The organism is Halolactibacillus halophilus (genome assembly GCF_900115605.1).
Lineage (GTDB): Bacteria > Bacillota > Bacilli > Bacillales > Amphibacillaceae > Halolactibacillus > Halolactibacillus halophilus.
In genome coordinates this window covers 1-18,966 of sequence record NZ_FOXC01000026.1, presented here as the reverse complement: position 1 = coordinate 18,966, position 18,966 = coordinate 1, and the positions used below count along the sequence as shown (strand labels likewise).

Genomic DNA, 18,966 nt, shown 5'->3' with positions numbered 1-18,966 from the left:
GAATAAGTGTAAAAATAATGATAAAAAAGCAAGGGAATGGACGTGCAATATTCCTTTTGTAAAGGTTTTACTTGTCAAGTTGTGCTAAACTCGCTAGGATAGTAATAACATGATGTCTTATAAGTGGGGGAAAATGGTATGGGAAAAGTTTTAACAGTAGAAAAAGCGCTTAATAACAATGTGGTTATCGCTAAAGACCATGTGTTAGATGAAGTCGTCTTAATTGGGAAAGGGATTGGTTTTAACCGTAAGAAGGGTGATACAATCAGTTTGAATGATGCAGAAAAGACCTTTATCTTATCTGACAAAAAAGAAATCGAACAGTATCAAACGTTAATTAGACATCAAGACCCTGAACTTATAGAATTTTTAAACGATATTATCTTTTATATAGAATCACGCATGGACCAACCACTGAATGAGCATATTCATGTCGCCTTAACGGATCACTTAAGTTTTGCGATTAAACGAGCGGGTGGTAATATTCAGTTTAGTAATCCGTTCTTATTTGAAATAGAGTCACTGTACGCTAAAGAATTTCAAGTCGCTCATGAAATTGTCGATAAAATCGACGACAAGTTAGATATTCAGTTTCCAGAAGGTGAAATTGGCTTTATTGCCCTGCACATTCATAGCGCCATTACTGATCGTCAGATTCGTGACTTAAATAAACACCATGAATTGATTGCCTTAATGGTCGAATTGATTGAAGAAAACTTAAGTGTTACCATCGATAAGGGTGATGTGAATTATAACCGATTATTGCAACATTTACACCGCGCGATTGACCGGGTGGATCAAGCGAATATCCTTGGCAAAGAACGAAATTTAAAAAATGTCTTGAAAATGACGTATCCTACATGCTATAATTTATCCTGGAAGTTAGTTAAAGTTATGCAGAAGCAATTAAATAAATCCGTTGATGAGTCGGAAGTTCTTTATTTAACGATTCATTTGCAACGGCTTACAAATAAAATGTAAACGTGTTACTGATTCGATCAGGCATGAGTGAAAAAGCATTTTAAAGAGTAGCGAGACGTCTACCCTTTATGCCTTTTTTACTCATGCCTTTTTGTTTTTCATCCTAGGCCGAAAAACGATTGAGTCAAAATAAAGCGCCTACATTTTGATTGCGGAAGCAACAAAAAAAGGAGGAAAATTATTATGTCAAACTTATTTGGTACTTTACAAAAAATCGGTAAATCCCTTATGTTGCCAGTTGCGTTACTACCTGCTGCGGGTATTTTACTTGCCTTTGGTGCAAGTTTTGCCCAAGACTCTTGGGTAGAACGATTCCCTTGGTTTGGAAATGAAAGTGTTCAACTGATTTTACAAATCATGAACGAAGCCGGGGGTATTGTGTTTGCCAACTTACCGCTACTCTTTGCGGTTGGTGTTGCGATTGGACTTTCAAAAGGTGACGGTGTTGCAGGTCTTGCTGCTATTATTGGTTACTTAATTATGAATGTCACCATGGGTGTTTTCGCAGGTGTCACACCAGAAATGACAGCAGAGCCAGCCTATACCCAAATGCTTGGTATTAATACCCTTCAAACAGGTGTATTCGGTGGTATCATTGTCGGTGTTCTTGCTTCATATATGTACAATAAATACTTTAATATTGAATTACCACCGTTCTTAGGTTTCTTTGCTGGTAAACGTTTCGTCCCAATTATCACAGCGTTTACGTCACTTTTACTCGGTTTAGTGATGGTCTTTCTTTGGCCATTTGCACAAGATGGTTTAAATGCTTTATCTCACTTAATGCTTGATACAAACCGTGCGGTGTCTACCTTTGTCTTTGGTGTTATTGAACGTTCACTCATTCCATTTGGGTTGCACCACATTTTCTACTCACCATTCTGGTACGAGTTTGGTGAATATGTTTCAGCGGCTGGTGAAATTGTCCGCGGGGATCAAACAATTTTCTTTGCCCAGTTATCTGACGGTGTCGACTTTACTGCCGGTAACTTCATGACAGGTAAATTCCCATTCATGATGTTCGGTCTACCAGCTGCAGCACTTGCGATTTATCATACCGCACGTCCTGAAAAGAAAAAGATTGTCGGTGGTTTAATGTTATCTGCTGCGTTAACATCATTCTTAACCGGTATTACCGAACCATTAGAATTCTCATTCTTATTCGTAGCACCAGCTTTATTTGGTATTCATGCCGTGTTTGCTGGTCTATCATTTATGACGATGTACTTGCTTGATGTTAAGATTGGTATGACATTCTCTGGTGGGTTGATTGACTTTATCCTCTTTGGTGTCATGCCTAACCGTACGGAATGGTTCTGGGTCATCGTTGTAGGTTTAGCCTTTAGTGTGATTTACTACTTCGGTTTCCGCTTTGCGATTACGAAGTTTAACTTACAAACACCAGGTCGTGAAGAAGAAGACCAAAAAGAAGTCAAAGCAAGTAGTAAAGACGACCGACCATTTGCGATTCTAGAGGCAATGGGTGGCGAAGAAAATATTACTAACTTAGATGCTTGTATTACACGTTTACGTGTGAGTGTGAGTGACATTAAAAATGTTGATAAAAAACGCCTAAAAGAATTAGGCGCTAGTGGTGTGATGGAAGTTGGTAACAACATCCAAGCGATCTTTGGCCCTGTGTCTGATACAATCCGTGGTCAAATGCAAGATATAATCGATGGTAAAACACCGCGTCCAGTAGAAGCACAAGAAGCACCAAGTGTGGATGTTGACATGGACACACTTGATATTCAAAGTCCAATGACCGGTGATTTAATCTCAATTACAGAAGTACCTGATCAGGTCTTCTCACAAAAAATGATGGGTGATGGTTTTGCGATTAATCCAACTGTTGGTGAAGTAGCCAGCCCGGTTGATGGTAAAATCTTAAATATCTTCCCAACGAAACACGCGATTGGTATCGAAGCGGATAATGGTTTAGAAATCCTTATTCACATCGGCATTGATACAGTGAAGTTAGAAGGTAAAGGCTTTACTCAAGTACTTGAAGAAGGTCAAATGGTGAAAAAAGGTGATGTGATCATGGAGATGGATCTTGATTATATCCGTGAACATGCTGCATCAACGGTAACACCGGTTATTTTCACTAACCTTAAAGAAGGACAATCTGTCCGTGTATCAGAAGGAAAGATTGACAAAGGTCAATCAGACTTTGCGCAATTAAGTTAAGATCTTTAGAGCACATTGTGCTTTAAGATATATTATTTCAGTATACCTTATTGAACGCCCTATCCTTGCCATGGATGGGGCTTTTTTTTGCCTATTTATGATATAATGGACGGTGAAATGAAGTTGAGAGGAATGTCATAATGAGTCAAACAGATAAAGAGATGGTCCGAGGGGCAATCATCTTAACGTATGCCGGTTTGTTAAGTAAAGTATTAAGTGCCTTTTACCGAATTCCGCTTCAAAATATTACTGGTGATGTCGGCTTTTATATTTACCAACAAATCTACCCGTTTATCGGAATGATGACGATGATGATGTTGTACGGTCTACCACAAAGCATGGCCGCACTCGTGATTGAACATCCACAGATGAGACAAAATAAGCGGTACATCCGGTTATTTCTTTATTCAGTCACGACCTTGCTATTTAGCTTGTTGTTTTTCTCAGCCCCTATCCTTGCAGAGTGGATGGGTGATCAACAACTGATGCGAGGTTTGCGTGTGAGTTTTTTACTGTTGTGGGTTGTACCGGAACTTGCCTTACAGCGCGGGTTTAGTCAAGCTGAGGGTCGAATGGAACAAACAGCGCTTTCGCAAGTACTTGAACAACTTTTTCGCGTCGGTATTATTATTGGCGGTGCCGTTTTAGTTATGAGGACAACTTGGTCACTGTATGCGATTGGAGTTGTTGCGAGTATCGGTGCCATTATTGGCGCTGTAGTTGCCACATGCTATTTTCACTTTAATCAAAAACGAGTACGACCGATGACTTCAAAAATGAAAGGGCGCCGCGGTGCTTTTAATTATCGAGTGCTCGTAAAGCCGCTTATTTTTTATAGTGTGATCATTGCGATGAACCATATGATGTTGTTGTTGCTACAGTGGGTTGATGCGTTTACTTTAGTTGAGTTGCTGCATCAACAAGGGGTTGACTTGTCAGAAGCCAAACAGTTAAAAGGTATTCTTGACCGGGCCCAGCCGCTGAGTCAGTTAGGCATTGTCGCTTCAAGTGCAATCACCTTGGCACTTGTACCAGGATTAACACAAGCGACGAAAAATGCGGATCTTAAAAAATTCATGCAACTTGCTACTACAGCTTATCGGTTTGGATTGTACTTATCTACGGCCGCAACAGCGGGCTTAATTATCTTGATGCCCAAAGTGAATCTAGTGTTATTTAAAGATACCGCCGGGACGGTGAGTCTACAGCTGTTTGTTGTGTCGATTGTGTTTACCTCACTAGCAATATTAACGTCAAGCATCATGCAAGCTAATGGAAAAGGTAAGCACGTCGTCATTGCCATCATAAGCGGACTGACAGTTAAATATTTAGGGAATCAACTCTTGATTCCGTTGTTACTCTTACCAGGTGCAGCGGTGAGTACAGTACTTGGTACGCTGACGATTTTTGTTGTCAATCATATGTTGCTGGGACGTCAATTAAAACAACGCTTTTCAGTCCCACTTCGCGGCATGTTGGGTGCGCTTTTGGCACTCACCTTAAGCGTCGTCGGCCTTGACGTTATACTTGACTCATATTTATTCAGTGAATCACGGTTCCTACAACTGATTTATCTTCTAGGGCTGATTGTTGTTGGTGTGGTGGTTTATAGTCTAGCGCTTATTAAATTTAAGGCCGTGACAACCGAAGAAAAACAACTATTGATGAGAAAGTAAGGAAATATAAGAGATAAAGGAGAATACAGATGGGAATGATACAAATTTGTGGTTTGGGGGGCGGCGATTTAGAACAATTATCCGTTGGTCTCTACCAGACACTCACCAACTATAAGGGAACGATTTATGCCCGGACAATCGACCACCCAGTCATTGAGACATTAACTGCAGAAGGCGTCACTTTTCAATCATTTGATGATGTCTATACTGCGCACGATCGTTTCGAAGAGGTGTACCAGACAATTGCTGAGCAATTGATTTACTTATCTAAGGCGTCCGATATCTTATATGCGGTACCCGGACATCCGATGCTCGCAGAAAAAACTGTTCAATTACTGTTAGCTGAAGCAACTGTTGAGGTTGAAATCATTGGTGGTCAAAGCTATTTAGACGACTTGTTTCGAGCGGTAAAGCTTGACCCGATTGATGGTTTTAGTTTTCTTGACGCGACCGATTTAATTCGGGAAGACATTAACTATCATCAACACTTAGTTTTTTGCCAAGTCTACGACCAGATGATTGCATCTGAATTAAAGCTTACGTTAATGGAAGACTTACCGGATGATTATCCTGTCACCGTCGTTGAAGCAGCCGGTGCCCAAACAGAACGCATCGAAACCGTCCCACTTTATGATTTAGACCGTGCGGTCACACTATCTAATTTAACGAGTATCTACGTTAAAAAACCAGAAGAATCATTGTTATCTCACCAGTTTGATTATATCAGACAAGTTATTTATCGCTTAAGAGCACCAGGGGGCTGTCCGTGGGATCAGAAACAAACGCATGAATCCTTGCGACATCATTTGATTGAAGAAGCCTATGAGCTCATCGATGCGATTAATGCGGCTGATGATGATGGTATCATTGAAGAATTAGGGGATGTGTTACTCCAAGTCCTACTTCATAGTCAAATTGGAGAAGACAGCGGTTATTTCTCGGTGGATGATGTCATCCGTACACTCTCAGAAAAAATGATTCGTCGTCATCCCCATGTGTTTGGTGATGTTACGGTGTCAGGTGAAGCAGACGTCATTGCGAACTGGCAAGCGATTAAAGCTAAAGAAAAAGCCAATCGTCAGTCAGTCTTTGATCGCATACCAAAATCAGCTAGTCCACTCGTAAAAGCAGAGGCAATTAGTAAAACCATTACCGATTTAGATGAGCCAGCTATCTCTGTTAATGAAGCATTGATCGCTTTTCGTGAGAGTGACACTAATCAAAAAGAACATAAGCTAGGGGCGCTTTTATTTGCGCTTATAACTGAAGCGCGCTATGATAATATTAAGAGTGATGTTGCCTTAGAGAGCTATAATCAAGCGATCGTGAAACAATATAAGGATAGATAAAAGGCAAGTCATGCTATAATAAATGAAAAAGACACTAAAGGAGGGCGTATAATGCGCTTAGATAAATTTTTGAAAATCTCACGCTTAATTAAACGTCGAACACTCGCAAAACAAGTGGCAGACCAAGGGCGTATTATGGTTAACGGTAACCAGGCAAAGGCATCAACGACTGTAAAAGTAGAAGATGAACTTGTGATTACGTTTGGTCAGAAAATATTAACGATTAAGATCAATGATTTAAGAGAGAACGTTAAGAAAGATGAAGCGCAATCACTCTATACAGTGATTAAAGATGAACCAGTAGCAAAGAAAGATCCATTTTAATTTTCTATTTACACCTCCTCTATGTATATCTTCTAAGCATAAGGGGGGTTTTTATATGTTAGAAAACTAACCACTCGATTTGACCGAGCACCTAGAGTGAACTTAAACCAAGTTTAACACAATCAAAGAAAAAGAGGGAAGAACTAACAAAAAGGGTGTCAAAGGGCGGTTAAGATATGCGAAAATGGTGAAATAACGCAAGAATCGTCTGAATTAATCCGTAAAAAGGTGGATACATTTTTCATCAAACTATAGTACAATATATGTAAGTTAAAAAGATTGGAAATGAATAAAGGAGGAGATTGTGATGGGCGAAAGAGATAATGTAAAACGGATTCGATCCAATTATATGAATAAGTATGATGCGAAACAAGAACGTTTTAAAAGAAGACAACGTCTCTTGCGTCGACGTCTCATCGTTTTTGGCATTATCTTCTTCATTACCATTGCCGCATTTGCGCATGCTTACATAGAAAAGCAGTCACTCTATGCGAAAAAGCAACAAGAATATAACCATTTAGAGGAAGAATTAACGAACCTTCAAGCAGAAGAAACGACCTTGCAGGAAGAAATTAATCTCTTACAAGATGAAGATTATATCTTGCGAATCGCAAAAACGAACTATTTTCTCACAAAAGAGGGCGAAATCATATTTAAATTAACAGAAGAGACGCCATCTTATTGACATTGTTTTCATTGCTTAGCTATAATGTAGTTAGGTATTATATCTTTTTTTAATTCTTAAGGAGGAGCATTTTTTTTATGTCAATCGAAGTAGGCAAAAAGCTGCAGGGTAAGGTAACGGGAATCACAAATTTTGGTGCGTTTGTGGAATTACCAGAAGGTAAGACAGGTCTGGTCCACATTAGTGAAGTTGCCGATAATTATGTGAAGGATATTAACGAGCATTTAAAAGTTGGAGACGAAGTGACAGTTAAAGTCCTTAACGTCGAATCTGATGGTAAAATTGGTTTATCGATTAAAAAGGCAAAGGATAACCCGGCACCAACTCGCCGTAAGCCAAATCATAGCCAACAAAAGCCAACGCGTGAACGTCCAGAGAATTTCGAGTCGAAAATGAATCGTTTCTTAAAAGATTCAGAAGATCGTCTCGCATCACTAAAAAAACATACGGAATCTAAACGCGGTGGTCGCGGAGCGAAAAGAGGCTAATTCTTACGGTAAGCTTTGAGCTTAAAATAGATCGGACAAGCGATCATTTCTCTAGTAGAAATGATCGCTTGTTTTGTTTTGCCGCGGTCTAAGAAGAAAGTATCAAAAAATGTGTAAAAATGACACCTAACTATACTTTTATGTTTAAAAAGTAGAAATATGTGATATAATAAACATGTACGTGAGGACGTACATAAACTAATTAACTTAGGGGGAATTTCACATGAAATTCAAATTATTTTTAGCGATGATTTTATCTGTCGTACTTCTTGCTGCATGTGGTTCAGACGATACAAGTTCTGATGATGCGACAGACGAAGGCGCAGACGCTACAACAGCAGCCTCAGTTGCTGATGACGGTGAAGCACTAAAAGAAACAGCATCAGAAAACGGTACGTGGATCATTATCCCAACACAAGACATGACAGTAGACGGTGAGCTTGTTGTTGCGGGTGAATTCCGTGATGGTGGCGAAGAAGATGGCGATATCTACCGTAAAATCGCAGCTTACACACAAGATGATGAGTATAATATTATTGACCAATGGACAATTACAACGGATCGTTTAGTTGTTCAAAGTGAAAACTTGCGCTTCCAAGGTGGTATGCTTGAAGGTGATGTCTACGTTGAAGCAGATGGCTTTAACTTACACGAATCAGCTACAGTAACAGGTAATGTTATCTTTGCCAATGCTGATTATGAAGCATCAGCTGCTTTAGATGGTACAGTTGAAGGCGAAGTATCAGTCGAAGAATAATTAATAAGTAAAGACAAAGAGCTTGGGGGGGACCCAAGTTCTTTTTCATGACGTTTTTTCTACCTTATCTAACTAAAAATAGCGCTCATAACCTTCTTTTAGGTTGTGAGCGCTATTTATCCTTTTTAACTATCAAGTTATAAACTATAAAGTGCGTGCTAACATATCGGTGATAATGTGCTTAAGTGTTGTTTTGTAGTCACCATCTGGTAACTTATTTAAGACGATTAATGCTTTTTTAGTATAACGCGTGGCCAGTTTTTGTGCAGCTAATACACCACCGGTTTTGTCGATCGCTGACTTCAACTGAGCAATGGTGTCATCGCTAAATGGTGTCGCTTTATCTAGTAAAGCTCCGACCGTTTCAGGTTGTTGTTGGTAACTATAAATCAGTGGTAACGTATAAATACCTTGGCGAATGTCAGCCATGACCGGTTTACCAACATTTTTCTCATCGCCTTCAACATCTAAGATATCATCAATGATTTGAAAAGCCATACCGATATATTTCCCCATGTTATAGGCTCGCTGTCGATCGCGCAATGAAGCACCGCTTTCAGTCGCACCGGTATAACAGCTCACTGCGAAAAGTTGTGCTGTTTTTCCTGAAATGCGCGATAGATAACTTTTCACACTCTTCGGTGGCGTAAAGCGTGACTCTAACTGATCAAGTTCACCGATTAAGACTTTTTCCATACTCCGGGCATTATAGTTGAGCAAATTTAATTCTTCGGTGTATTTTGACAACATATTAAAGCAAATAGAAAAGAGATAGTCCCCAGCATAAATCGCATAGCGATTATCTTTTACTGTGTGTAACGTTGAGATTTGGCGCCTAGTATCTGCTTGGTCAATCACATCATCATGAACCAGGGTCGCCATATGGAGTGTTTCTAATGCGGCCGCAAAGGCAATCGCCTTCTCTCGGTTATATTGATTGCCTATTTGGCTTGTGAGTAAGACAAAGACAGGACGTAACATTTTCCCGTGGTTATTCGTTACCTTCTTTATTTGCGCTTCTATATGTTTGTTTTTAATTCGTATATGTTGATCAATCATCGCTTCAACGTCCTGAAGATCATTGATAAGCGTCTTATCATTTTGCCAAATCTGGTAGGAAGTCATAATCTAACCTCTTTCATATCATCTATTTCAAGTGTTTTTAAGTCCATATAATAGTGCAGACGTTCGACGTGATGTAATAAGTAATGGGCGGCAATCCCTGTCGCAATCCCGGTTAAAATCCCAATCAGCGATAATATAGGTAAATACAACATCACACTAAAAGTGTTAGCCACCAGACTTGCGACAACTAATTGACCAACGTTATGAAGCACAGATCCGGTTGCGCTCACACCAATAATACTGACCTTTGGTAAATGCTTAACAAATAACATCCCTAAAAAGCTTGCCAGTGCTCCCATCCCGCTATAGAGGAAGGTAGAGACTGTCCCTGCTAGAAGGGTTTGGAGTAATAAACGGATCACGATGACTTTCATCGTATCTTTAACGGGCAACGTATATAACGCCATACACGTAATAATGTTCGCAAGCCCAAGTTTTGCGCCTGGAGCAAAGAAAAAGGGTGAAGGAATCATGCGCTCAACTAAGCCGATAATGACAGCTTGGCTAGCGAGTAGGGCAATATAGACAAGTCGTTGATTATTACTCATAGTGTAACTCCTTCAAGAAAATAAATGAGCTAATAATATCAATCTCTTGATCAGCACCCGTGTCTTTGGTAGTTATTTCAACAATAACTTTATGTGGAAGACAGACAATCGTTTCACCTGGTGAGTCGATTGTACCTGAGCGAACGCAGACCTGGTCATTACAATTAGCATCGTGCATATGCACCTCATCACTGGATATATCAATCGTATTATAGTGCCCGTCATCAGAATCAATCGTGATCTGTTGGGGGCCATCTATGTCTGAGAGTGCGATTTCATGCAACACTGTTTGGTCTTTGGTGATGACAACAAAGCGTTCACCACCGGATGATTGCTCGGCATAAAAAACAGCAAAAGGAAGAAAAGAAATCCCGATTAGTACAAGAATAACGAACATATCGCTGATGGTTGCGAGTTTTAAAAATCGTTTCATTTCTATCCTTCCTTTCATTGTTTTATTCTTCTTTATTGTAAAGGTGAAACACAGATGTTTCAATCATTTCTACTTACTACCATAAAGGTGATAAAAGTAGAGTGCGATGGCCCTCAGTGAAGAAAGCCATCGCATTTACTTCTAACTATTTAAGTGTACATTACTTTTTATGATCGGAGTATATCGACTTCGGTTCTCCGTACCAGAACTTGCTGAGTTTTGTTTGGATAAATGGAATCACCCAGTAGTCTAAACCAAACGTACGACCTGATCCATTAAGTAAGGCAATTGATGCTGGAAGAGCCCATATTTTATCCCAACCAAGCATAGCCGTTAACGTAAACATGACAAGGAAAGCAGCGCTTGCCGCTGATGCTAACCAAGCAAACAGTCCAGCAATTAAAGCTAAACCAATCGCAAGCTCAACGAAGACCATCGCTTTTTGTGCGAAAAGAGCTAACTCTTGTGTTGGTACAAAAATCTTCATGATCCATTCAAACCAGAATGGCATTTCAGATAGAATTGGCTCTGCCCATTCACTGCTCGCACCGGCATCAGATGCCGCTGATGTTGCATCTTGTAACCAACCGAAGTTGATATTAAGTGTATCAGAAACTAACCATGAATCTTCACCAAGACCCTTGAATAGTTCACCGACTTTAGAGAAACTAGAGGTCGCTTCGTCCCACTTTGTTTTACCCCAAAGCTTAGAACCGGCTTCAGCAATCCAGAAACCACCGACGAATATACGCAGTGGTATACTCCAAATGACGTTACCGTAACGGGTAAAGAAATCACGGAAGATATTACGCTTATCTTTTGTATGGAAGAATTCGTGTTCAACATACTTGAACATATAGTAACCACTACCAATACCAAAGAAGTAGTAGAGGTTAACGATGTGCTTCATTAAATTAGCAAACCAACCACTTAAGTGTAAGCCCATTAAGTCGGCCACACCGTAACGTGCGCCAATTGATACCATGACACCGTGGTATTTACCTTCATAACCAACTTTTTCGCCACCGGTCATTTCAGCGATAATATTTTTTGCTGCCGTTGTACCTGTTTGCTCAGCCGCTTCAACGATTTGTGGTGTTGGTTTACCAGGTTCTTCTTCGAAGTACGCTAGGTCACCTACAACATAGACGTTTTTATGTTCTTCTGATTGCATGTATTTATTAACTTTTAAGCGGCCTGCGCGCGCTTGTTCTAAATCGAATGATTCTGTATCTGTATTGGCTTTCACACCAGCTGTCCACGCGAGTGTATAAGTTGGAATGATTTCACCGCTTTGAAGGACAATTTCATTTTCACGAACTTCAACAATCGGAGAATCTTTTAAAATACGTACGCCATGTTTTTGTAAGTAGTGCTCTGCTTTATCAGCATCACGACGCTCTAGCATGTTGAGAATCGTTGGTGCTGCTTCAATCACGTAAATCGTAATTTCTTCAGGATCAAGTTTATGATCTTTTGCTAGACGATCTTTCCATTCAAGCAATTCACCGGCAAGTTCGATCCCAGTAAAGCCAGAACCACATACAGTAAACGTCAACATGGCACGGCGAGTTTTTTCATCAGCCTCATTTGCGGCACGATACACCATTGTTTCAATTTGTTCACGCATTTTAACAGCATCTTCCCATGACCAAAGGGTAAAGCCATGTTCTTTCACACCAGGTGTACCAAAGTCATTTGGTTCCCCGCCCATACCTAGAATAAGGTAGTCAAAGTTAAACTCACCTGTTTCAGTGATAACCATTTTCTTATCATGATCAACATGGGTTACATTGTCTGTGACAAGATTCACTTTTGTGCGGTTAAATAAACGACGTAAGTCGAATTGAATCGCATCAGGCTCCACGCGGTGTGCTGCCACCTCGTGTAATTCTGTCATCATTGTGTGGTACGAGTGACGGTCAATTAGTGTAATTGTCACATCATCATCTTTTTTAAACTTCTTAGCTAATTTTTTCGCCGCATGAACGCCTGCATACCCGGCGCCAATCAAGACGATATCTTTTTTAGCCATACGCTCACTCTCCTAATATATATTTGTTTCAAATTAAAAATTTGTTGTGAATACTTGAACAACCTTTGTCTATTCTACCGTCATTTTTAGCGGATGTCTAGGGCTTTTGAAAGATTTTATAAGAAAATATATAAAAAGTATAGATTTTCACATAGTTATATACATATATTGAAATATGTTGCCACAAAAATTAAGAAACTTCATTAACACACTATTAATCTAGAATGGTAAGAAACGGATAAATGAGCACATGATAAGGGTGTCTTAGTCGAAAGGTTGTAATTTAAGTAATTATTTATACAAAATAGTTGTCAAAGTATTCACATTGACAAGAAAAACCGCTAGAATAGTAAAAGAAAATGAATGACTTAAAGTGGAACCGCGGATTATTTTGGTTGAATTTTGTTTAATAAAGACGAAGTGATAGGCCTATGTGCCGTTTGTTTATTAAAAACTATTTATGTGATGGTATTCACAAAAATAATAGTAATATGAAAGAGGGATGAAGATGATGCATTTAAAAGGTCATAAGTGGTTGGGCGTGTTATTGCTGGCTGTTTTAATATTATCGGCTTGCGGTAACGATGATGGTTTATTAGATAGTCCAATAAAAGAAACAGGTTTTGTGCTGGGAACGGTTGTTAATTTATCGGTATATAATGAAGGAAAAGAAGCGGCAGTGTCAGGGGCATTTGACTTGATTTCTGACTGGGAAGCCGTATTAAGTGATGAAATCGCAACGTCTGAAGTGAGTGCGATTAATAAAAATGCAGGTTTAGCACCAGTTGAAGTTTCAGAGCCGGTCTTTAACTTAGTAAAAGAAGCAATCCACTATGGGGCATTATCTAATGGTGGCTTTGATGTGACGACCGGTCCATTAACAAATTTATGGCGAATTGGTTATGACGATGCTAGAAAGCCGTCTCAAGCTGAGATTGATGACACATTACCAATCATTGACTATACTAAAATTGAACTTAATGAAACAAATCAAACAGTGTATTTACCGTCTGAACATATGGAACTTGACCTTGGTGGGATTGCCAAAGGTTTTATTGCTGATGAAGTCGTCGCCTATTTTGATGCTGAAGGTGTGACCACGGCAATTATCGACCTCGGTGGTAATGTGTATGTCAAAGGAAACCGGCCAACAGGTGATGCGTGGACGGTGGGGGTTCAAAATCCTTACTTAGGGCGTGGCCAACTACTCGGTCGGATCCGAGCAAGTGATTTATCGGTTGTGACCTCAGGTATTTATGAACGTTATCTAGAAGTGGATGGTGAACAGTATCATCATATTCTTAATCCAAAAACAGGTTATCCATACGATAATGACATCGCAGGCGTCACCATTGTGAGTGAGACGTCCCTGGCTGGTGATGCCTTATCAACATCGGTGTTTAGTTTAGGTTTAGATGAGGGTCTTCAGTTGATTGAGACATTAGAGGATGTTGAAGCGGTGTTTGTCACGAAAGATAAACGGATTTTGCTATCCAGTGGATTAACTGATCAATTTGAAGTCTTGAATGAAAACTTTGAAACAGATGCATCATAAAATAAGAAGGAGTGCAAAATATGTCGATACCTACATTTTTAAAACTTGTTGAAATCCAAACGAAAATTGCGAGTGTGTTTCCGTTTTTAATCGGAATCTTATTCGTCTGGTTCCGCTTTAATAGCTTTAATGTGGTGAATACCCTTATTTTCTTTACCGCGATGTTGTTGTTTGATTTAACAACGACGGCGATTAATAACTTCATGGATTATTTAAAAGCCACCTCAGATCAGTACCGTAAAGAACGCAACATTATCGGTCAAGAAAATATTCCAACAACACGCGTCTTTAAAACCATCGTGACGATGCTTGTGATCGCAAGTGGATTAGGGATTTGGCTAACAGTAAGAACGGATTTATTTGTCTTAGTCATTGGTGCAATCTGTTTTGCGATTGGCATCTTTTATACATTCGGTCCGATTCCCTTGTCACGTATGCCGCTTGGAGAGGTTTTCTCCGGTTTTACGATGGGATTTGGGATTATCTTTTTAGCTGTTTATATTAATGCCTATGACCAAGGTATTGTTCACTTAGGCTTTGATGGTGCGACGTTACAATTTGAAGCAAATTTGATTTATCTATTAGAGATTCTCTTGATTAGCTTACCGAGTGTCTTAACAATTGCGAATCTTATGCTTGCGAATAACATTTGTGATTTAGAAGAAGATATTAGTAATTACCGCTTTACACTGCCTTACTATATCGGTAAGGGCGCAGCGGTGAAATTATTCAATGTCCTTTATCTGTTAAGTTTTGTCGCAATTATTACTGCCGTAGTGTTACAAATTGTCCCGGTTGTTGTGCTGATTAGTCTTGTTAGTTTTTATCCGGTGTTAAAACATGTGCAGTTATTTAATAAAAAACAAATCAAACAAGAAACGTTTGTCGTATCAGTGAAAAACTTAGTGATTGTTAATGGTGCAATTGTGGCGAGTTTCTTATTAGCGCTGTTTATGTAATGTTTTTTTGGTGAGTGTGTAAGAATAGATCGCTTTCCAAGCATGTCGACTATTAAGCCACTATAATGAAATGAAAGAGGTGAGACATCGTGAGAAAAACAGTGTTAAATGTGACGAACGGTTACTACCGCTATGATAAACGCTACGATCACTATCAGTTAGAAAATATCAACTTAGCGCTTTATGAGGGCGAGTGGATCAGTTTGATTGGCGATAATGGGTCTGGTAAATCCACCCTTGCCAAAGTGTTGTCGGGGTTGTATCACTTAGACCGAGGCGAAGTGTTTCTTAACGGTGTCTTGCTCTCGGAGGATACGTTACCGTTATTTAGAAAAAGCGTTGGTGTCGTGTTTCAAAATCCGGATCATCAGTTTATCGGTACATCAGTTGAAGATGATGTGGCATTTAGTTTAGAAAACCAACAGATTTCCAGACCGAACATGAAGCGCCGTGTGGAAAACGCATTAAAAGACGTCGGTATGTGGGAGTTAAGAACTGAGGACCCGACTAGTCTTTCCGGTGGGCAAAAACAGCGGGTGCAAATTGCAGGATTATTAGCGATGCAGCCGGATGTGATGATCTTTGATGAAGCGTTTGTTATGTTAGACCCATATAGTCGGCGGGACTTATTGGACTTATTACGTGACTTGAAAGAAACGTACCCACTCACCATTATCTCGATTACCCATGACCCAGAAGAAGTCGAGCATAGTAATCGGGTGATGGTGATGGAGGAAGCTAAACTAAAAGATGACGGGACAGTAGCGGATGTTTATGAACGGAACCCTCGTCTTTTGCCACCGCCAAGTGAGGCGCTGCACCGGCTACTGATTGAAAGAAATCATCCGTTAAAAGAAGGATTTATGTCACAAGCAGACCTGGTGAAATATTTATGCACATAACTTTTAATCGTGTCAGTGCTAATTATCAACTCGGTCCGATTAAACGGGCAGATATTTTGACAGACTTATCGGCAGAGGTCACACCAGGTTCATTTACAGCCGTTGTTGGTCCAACCGGTGCCGGGAAGTCTAGTCTACTCAAACTCATTAATGGCTTACTGTTACCGAGTGTTGGTGAGGTGAGTGTTGGTGAGGTTGTGTTTACCGCTAAAGCGTCAAAACAAGCATTAAAACAAGTGCGAAAGCGCGTTGGCATGGCTTTTCAATTTCCAGAACATCAATTGTTTGCCGAGACAGTTTACGAGGACTTAGCTTTTGGTCCACGTAACTTTAACATCTCAGACAGTGAGATTGATACAACTATCAAGCACGTGTGTCAGTTGACAGGGATTGATCAATCGCTCCTTGAGCGGTCACCTTTTAGTCTTTCGGGTGGACAACAACGTCGGGTGGCGATTGCGGGGATTCTTGCGACAAAGCCAGATATCCTTGTGTTAGATGAACCAGCCGCTGGGTTAGATCCGGTTGCTAAAAAACAGATTCTAGAGATGTTATCTCACTTGCACAAAACAGAGAAGTTAACGACGCTCATGGTGACTCATGACATGGATGACGTTGTTCATTATGCTGATGACGTCATTGTGATGGCAGAAGGTCAAATTAAAGCCCACTTAGACGTGCGGTCATTATTTTCAGACCAAGCCTTACTGGAGCGTTATCAGTTAGATGTTCCGACAGCTTTATCTCTCCAACAACAATTGGAACAGGCGAAGGGTGAGCAGTTAAATCATCGGTCACTAACATTAACAGAGCTGGCTGATTACTTAATCGAGGAGGGATGGGTATGAATCGATTAATCATTGGGCGTTATTTCCCGGGAAGTTCACTGATTCATCAGCTTGATCCGCGATTTAAACTCATTTTTGTCCTTTATTTTATCGGCTTATTATTCTTTCTTGACGGCATGATTCTCCAAGGTGTCTTTTTCACGCTCACCCTTGTTATCATGTTGTCAACCGGCGTATCGCTTAAGACATATGTGCGCGGAGTCAGACCGCTCATCTGGCTGATTTTGTTTGCGACCGTATTACGGATCATAACGACACGTGGTGGTGAGATTTATTATGAAGCTGGCTTCTTTACGCTATCCGAATTTGGTCTTTTGAGCGGGGCATATACGTTTTTGCGCTTTGTTGAGATGATTTTTATTTCAACTGTCCTTACCTTAACGACTAAACCGATTGATTTAACCGATGCGATTTACTTCTTGTTAAAACCACTTAGGTATCTGTATGTCCCTGTCGAGGAATTAAGTCTGATGCTGTCGATTGCGCTTCGGTTTATTCCGAATTTATTAGACGAGACAGAAAAGGTCATGAATGCGCAAAAAGCACGCGGCATGGTGTTTGGTGAAGGGAATCTACTAGAACAGATGAAAGCTCTCACCCCGCTCGTCTTACCACTCTTTGCTCACTCATTAAAACGAGCTGAAGATATGGCTGATGTCCTTGAGGTTAAAGGTTATAAAAGTGGGGCCAAACGGACCCATTACCGCGCTTTGACATGGCAAGTAAAAGATACGCTAGGTGTCGGTTTGTTAGTTGTTTTAACCGTCGTTGTAATGACGATTAATGTCTTTGGATAATCAATGGAAAGATGAAAGAAGTGAAAAGCTGAATGAGAGATTCATTGGCTTTTTCTTTTTGAGGATTTTTAAGCAATAGCATTGATATTGACACAACAGTCATGATATAACTAGATAGAAAAACGAACGCTCGACAGTTAATTGATATGTCGTGTGTCTTGAATAGAAAGGGTTTTAACATGAAAGAAAACTTTTGGCGGGATTTGCCGCGACCGTTTTTTATATTAGCACCAATGGAAGACGTCACCGATGTCGTGTTTCGACATGTCGTCAGTGAAGCGGCGCGACCGGATGTCTTTTTCACTGAATTCACTAATACCGTGAGTTATTGTCATCCTGAAGGAAAAGAAAGTGTCAGAGGTCGGTTAACTTTCACCGAAGATGAACAACCAATGGTGGCTCACATTTGGGGCGATGAACCGAAATATTTTAAACAAATGAGTTTAGGTCTAAAAAAAGCTGGTTTTAAAGGGATTGATATTAACATGGGTTGTCCGGTCGCCAATGTTGCGACAAAAGGTAAAGGCTCTGGTCTGATCAATCATCCTGAGAAAGCAGCGGCCATTATTGATGCAACAAAAGCGGGTGGTTTACCGGTTAGTGTGAAGACGCGCATCGGTTATACTGACGTGGAAGAATGGCGGGATTGGTTAACGCATATTCTAAAACAAGACATTGCCAATTTATCGATTCATTTACGTACGCGTAAGGAAATGAGCGATGTGGATGCGCACTGGGAGCTAATTCCTGACATTATGCAACTGCGTGATGAGATTGCGCCGGACACTTTAATTACTATTAATGGCGATATTCTTGACCGACAGCAGGGCTTAGAACTTTTTGAGCAGTACGGTGTTGATGGGGTGATGATTGGCCGTGGTATCTTTAAGAATCCATTTGCGTTTGAGGTAGAAAAGAAAGAACACGACTACAAGGAGTTCCTCCATTTGTTGCATCGTCATTTAGATTTATTTGATTACTATTCAAGTATGGAAAACCGATTGTTTAAACCACTGCGCCGCTTTTTCAAGATTTATGTCCGTGGTTTTAGAGGGGCAAGTGAACTGCGTAATCAACTGATGACGACGCATACGACAGAGGAAGTACGGGCTGTTTTAGCAGAGTATGGCCAAATAGACGATTAATATTGGTAACAACCCCCTTTATGGATTTTAGGGGGTTGTTTTATTTTTATACCATTGATCATGCCGTAATTTAACATAAATCAAAAGCATTAGTAACAAATTATGATGCGGTTGTGATTGAAGATTTAGATATGATAGGGATGTCACAAGCGCTAAAGTTTGGTAAAAG

The 18,966-nt window shown here is 40.1% G+C and carries 18 protein-coding genes; 14 read left to right on the top strand and 4 right to left on the bottom strand.

Translation table 11 applies throughout. The features are described from left to right. Positions 1–138 precede the first annotated feature (138 nt). From glcT to BM098_RS09405, 8 genes are all read left to right on the top strand, one after another. Positions 139–981, top strand: a complete 843-nt coding sequence (gene glcT / locus BM098_RS09440; protein WP_089832714.1) for a glucose PTS transporter transcription antiterminator GlcT — start codon at positions 139–141, stop codon at positions 979–981. Positions 982–1,164: 183 nt separating this feature from the next. Beyond that, entirely contained in the window at positions 1,165–3,171 is a 2,007-nt protein-coding gene (gene ptsG, locus BM098_RS09435; RefSeq protein WP_307725244.1) for a glucose-specific PTS transporter subunit IIBC, read from the top strand. 140 nt (positions 3,172–3,311) lie between these two features. After that, positions 3,312–4,847, top strand: coding sequence for a polysaccharide biosynthesis protein (locus BM098_RS09430; protein WP_089832710.1), 1,536 nt, complete (start codon positions 3,312–3,314; stop codon positions 4,845–4,847). 29 nt (positions 4,848–4,876) lie between these two features. After that, a complete protein-coding gene (gene yabN, locus BM098_RS09425) occupies positions 4,877–6,196 on the top strand; it encodes a bifunctional methyltransferase/pyrophosphohydrolase YabN (protein WP_089832708.1) in 1,320 nt (439 codons plus the stop codon). 51 nt (positions 6,197–6,247) lie between these two features. After that, a complete protein-coding gene (locus BM098_RS09420; protein WP_089832706.1) occupies positions 6,248–6,520 on the top strand; it encodes an RNA-binding S4 domain-containing protein in 273 nt (90 codons plus the stop codon). Positions 6,521–6,827: 307 nt separating this feature from the next. Next, a complete protein-coding gene (locus tag BM098_RS09415; protein ID WP_089832704.1) occupies positions 6,828–7,205 on the top strand; it encodes an FtsB family cell division protein in 378 nt (125 codons plus the stop codon). A 77-nt stretch (positions 7,206–7,282) separates the two neighbouring features. Then, positions 7,283–7,693, top strand: a complete 411-nt coding sequence (locus tag BM098_RS09410; protein ID WP_089832702.1) for a S1 domain-containing RNA-binding protein — start codon at positions 7,283–7,285, stop codon at positions 7,691–7,693. A gap of 223 nt (positions 7,694–7,916) precedes the next feature. Continuing rightward, positions 7,917–8,450: a polymer-forming cytoskeletal protein gene (locus BM098_RS09405; RefSeq protein WP_089832700.1), complete on the top strand. Its 534-nt coding sequence runs from the start codon at positions 7,917–7,919 to the stop codon at positions 8,448–8,450. A 144-nt stretch (positions 8,451–8,594) separates the two neighbouring features. On the opposite strand, the gene BM098_RS09400 is transcribed toward BM098_RS09405, so the two are convergent. From BM098_RS09400 to BM098_RS09385, 4 genes are all read right to left on the bottom strand, one after another. After that, positions 8,595–9,575, bottom strand: a complete 981-nt coding sequence (locus BM098_RS09400) for a polyprenyl synthetase family protein (protein WP_089832698.1) — start codon at positions 9,573–9,575, stop codon at positions 8,595–8,597. After that, complete coding sequence (locus BM098_RS09395) at positions 9,572–10,123, bottom strand: Gx transporter family protein (RefSeq protein WP_089832695.1); 552 nt, start codon at positions 10,121–10,123, stop codon at positions 9,572–9,574. The genes BM098_RS09400 and BM098_RS09395 overlap by 4 nt, the downstream gene beginning before the upstream one ends. Then, positions 10,116–10,556: a NusG domain II-containing protein gene (locus tag BM098_RS09390; RefSeq protein ID WP_159430160.1), complete on the bottom strand. Its 441-nt coding sequence runs from the start codon at positions 10,554–10,556 to the stop codon at positions 10,116–10,118. Before BM098_RS09390 ends, BM098_RS09395 begins: the two co-directional genes overlap by 8 nt. A 160-nt stretch (positions 10,557–10,716) precedes the next feature. Next, entirely contained in the window at positions 10,717–12,591 is a 1,875-nt protein-coding gene (locus BM098_RS09385) for an NAD(P)/FAD-dependent oxidoreductase (RefSeq protein ID WP_089832691.1), read from the bottom strand. A 508-nt stretch (positions 12,592–13,099) separates the two neighbouring features. On the opposite strand from BM098_RS09385, the gene BM098_RS09380 reads away from it, so the two are divergent. From BM098_RS09380 to BM098_RS09355, 6 genes are all read left to right on the top strand, one after another. Further along, positions 13,100–14,146 (top strand): FAD:protein FMN transferase, encoded by a 1,047-nt coding sequence (locus tag BM098_RS09380; RefSeq protein ID WP_234987475.1) that lies wholly within the window; start codon positions 13,100–13,102, stop codon positions 14,144–14,146. Between the two features lie 20 nt (positions 14,147–14,166). Beyond that, the gene (gene menA, locus BM098_RS09375; RefSeq protein ID WP_089832689.1) at positions 14,167–15,105 is read left to right on the top strand and encodes a 1,4-dihydroxy-2-naphthoate polyprenyltransferase; all 939 of its coding nucleotides are present in this window, start codon (positions 14,167–14,169) and stop codon (positions 15,103–15,105) included. An 89-nt stretch (positions 15,106–15,194) separates the two neighbouring features. Next, positions 15,195–16,007 carry an ATP-binding cassette domain-containing protein gene (locus BM098_RS09370; protein WP_159430159.1) on the top strand — a complete coding sequence of 271 codons (813 nt, stop codon included), beginning with the start codon at positions 15,195–15,197 and terminating at the stop codon, positions 16,005–16,007. Next, a complete protein-coding gene (locus BM098_RS09365; RefSeq protein WP_089832685.1) occupies positions 15,998–16,855 on the top strand; it encodes an energy-coupling factor transporter ATPase in 858 nt (285 codons plus the stop codon). The genes BM098_RS09370 and BM098_RS09365 overlap by 10 nt, the downstream gene beginning before the upstream one ends. Further along, positions 16,852–17,652 carry an energy-coupling factor transporter transmembrane component T family protein gene (locus BM098_RS09360; RefSeq protein ID WP_089832683.1) on the top strand — a complete coding sequence of 267 codons (801 nt, stop codon included), beginning with the start codon at positions 16,852–16,854 and terminating at the stop codon, positions 17,650–17,652. Before BM098_RS09365 ends, BM098_RS09360 begins: the two co-directional genes overlap by 4 nt. Positions 17,653–17,831: 179 nt before the next feature. Continuing rightward, entirely contained in the window at positions 17,832–18,797 is a 966-nt protein-coding gene (locus BM098_RS09355; RefSeq protein ID WP_089832681.1) for a tRNA dihydrouridine synthase, read from the top strand. Positions 18,798–18,966: the final 169 nt, after the last annotated feature.

What these genes read in the sequence shown, in the direction of transcription:
- ptsG (WP_307725244.1), top strand. Translation starts at nt 1,165, where the DNA reads ATGTCAAACTTATTTGGTACTTTACAAAAAATCGGTAAATCCCTTATG.
- glcT (WP_089832714.1), top strand. Translation starts at nt 139, where the DNA reads ATGGGAAAAGTTTTAACAGTAGAAAAAGCGCTTAATAACAATGTGGTT.
- BM098_RS09410 (WP_089832702.1), top strand. Translation starts at nt 7,283, where the DNA reads ATGTCAATCGAAGTAGGCAAAAAGCTGCAGGGTAAGGTAACGGGAATC.
- BM098_RS09365 (WP_089832685.1), top strand. Translation starts at nt 15,998, where the DNA reads ATGCACATAACTTTTAATCGTGTCAGTGCTAATTATCAACTCGGTCCG.
- BM098_RS09355 (WP_089832681.1), top strand. Translation starts at nt 17,832, where the DNA reads ATGAAAGAAAACTTTTGGCGGGATTTGCCGCGACCGTTTTTTATATTA.
- menA (WP_089832689.1), top strand. Translation starts at nt 14,167, where the DNA reads ATGTCGATACCTACATTTTTAAAACTTGTTGAAATCCAAACGAAAATT.
- yabN (WP_089832708.1), top strand. Translation starts at nt 4,877, where the DNA reads ATGGGAATGATACAAATTTGTGGTTTGGGGGGCGGCGATTTAGAACAA.
- BM098_RS09385 (WP_089832691.1), bottom strand. Translation starts at nt 12,591, where the DNA reads ATGGCTAAAAAAGATATCGTCTTGATTGGCGCCGGGTATGCAGGCGTT.
- BM098_RS09405 (WP_089832700.1), top strand. Translation starts at nt 7,917, where the DNA reads ATGAAATTCAAATTATTTTTAGCGATGATTTTATCTGTCGTACTTCTT.
- BM098_RS09430 (WP_089832710.1), top strand. Translation starts at nt 3,312, where the DNA reads ATGAGTCAAACAGATAAAGAGATGGTCCGAGGGGCAATCATCTTAACG.
- BM098_RS09360 (WP_089832683.1), top strand. Translation starts at nt 16,852, where the DNA reads ATGAATCGATTAATCATTGGGCGTTATTTCCCGGGAAGTTCACTGATT.
- BM098_RS09390 (WP_159430160.1), bottom strand. Translation starts at nt 10,556, where the DNA reads ATGAAACGATTTTTAAAACTCGCAACCATCAGCGATATGTTCGTTATT.
- BM098_RS09395 (WP_089832695.1), bottom strand. Translation starts at nt 10,123, where the DNA reads ATGAGTAATAATCAACGACTTGTCTATATTGCCCTACTCGCTAGCCAA.
- BM098_RS09415 (WP_089832704.1), top strand. Translation starts at nt 6,828, where the DNA reads ATGGGCGAAAGAGATAATGTAAAACGGATTCGATCCAATTATATGAAT.
- BM098_RS09380 (WP_234987475.1), top strand. Translation starts at nt 13,100, where the DNA reads ATGATGCATTTAAAAGGTCATAAGTGGTTGGGCGTGTTATTGCTGGCT.
- BM098_RS09400 (WP_089832698.1), bottom strand. Translation starts at nt 9,575, where the DNA reads ATGACTTCCTACCAGATTTGGCAAAATGATAAGACGCTTATCAATGAT.
- BM098_RS09420 (WP_089832706.1), top strand. Translation starts at nt 6,248, where the DNA reads ATGCGCTTAGATAAATTTTTGAAAATCTCACGCTTAATTAAACGTCGA.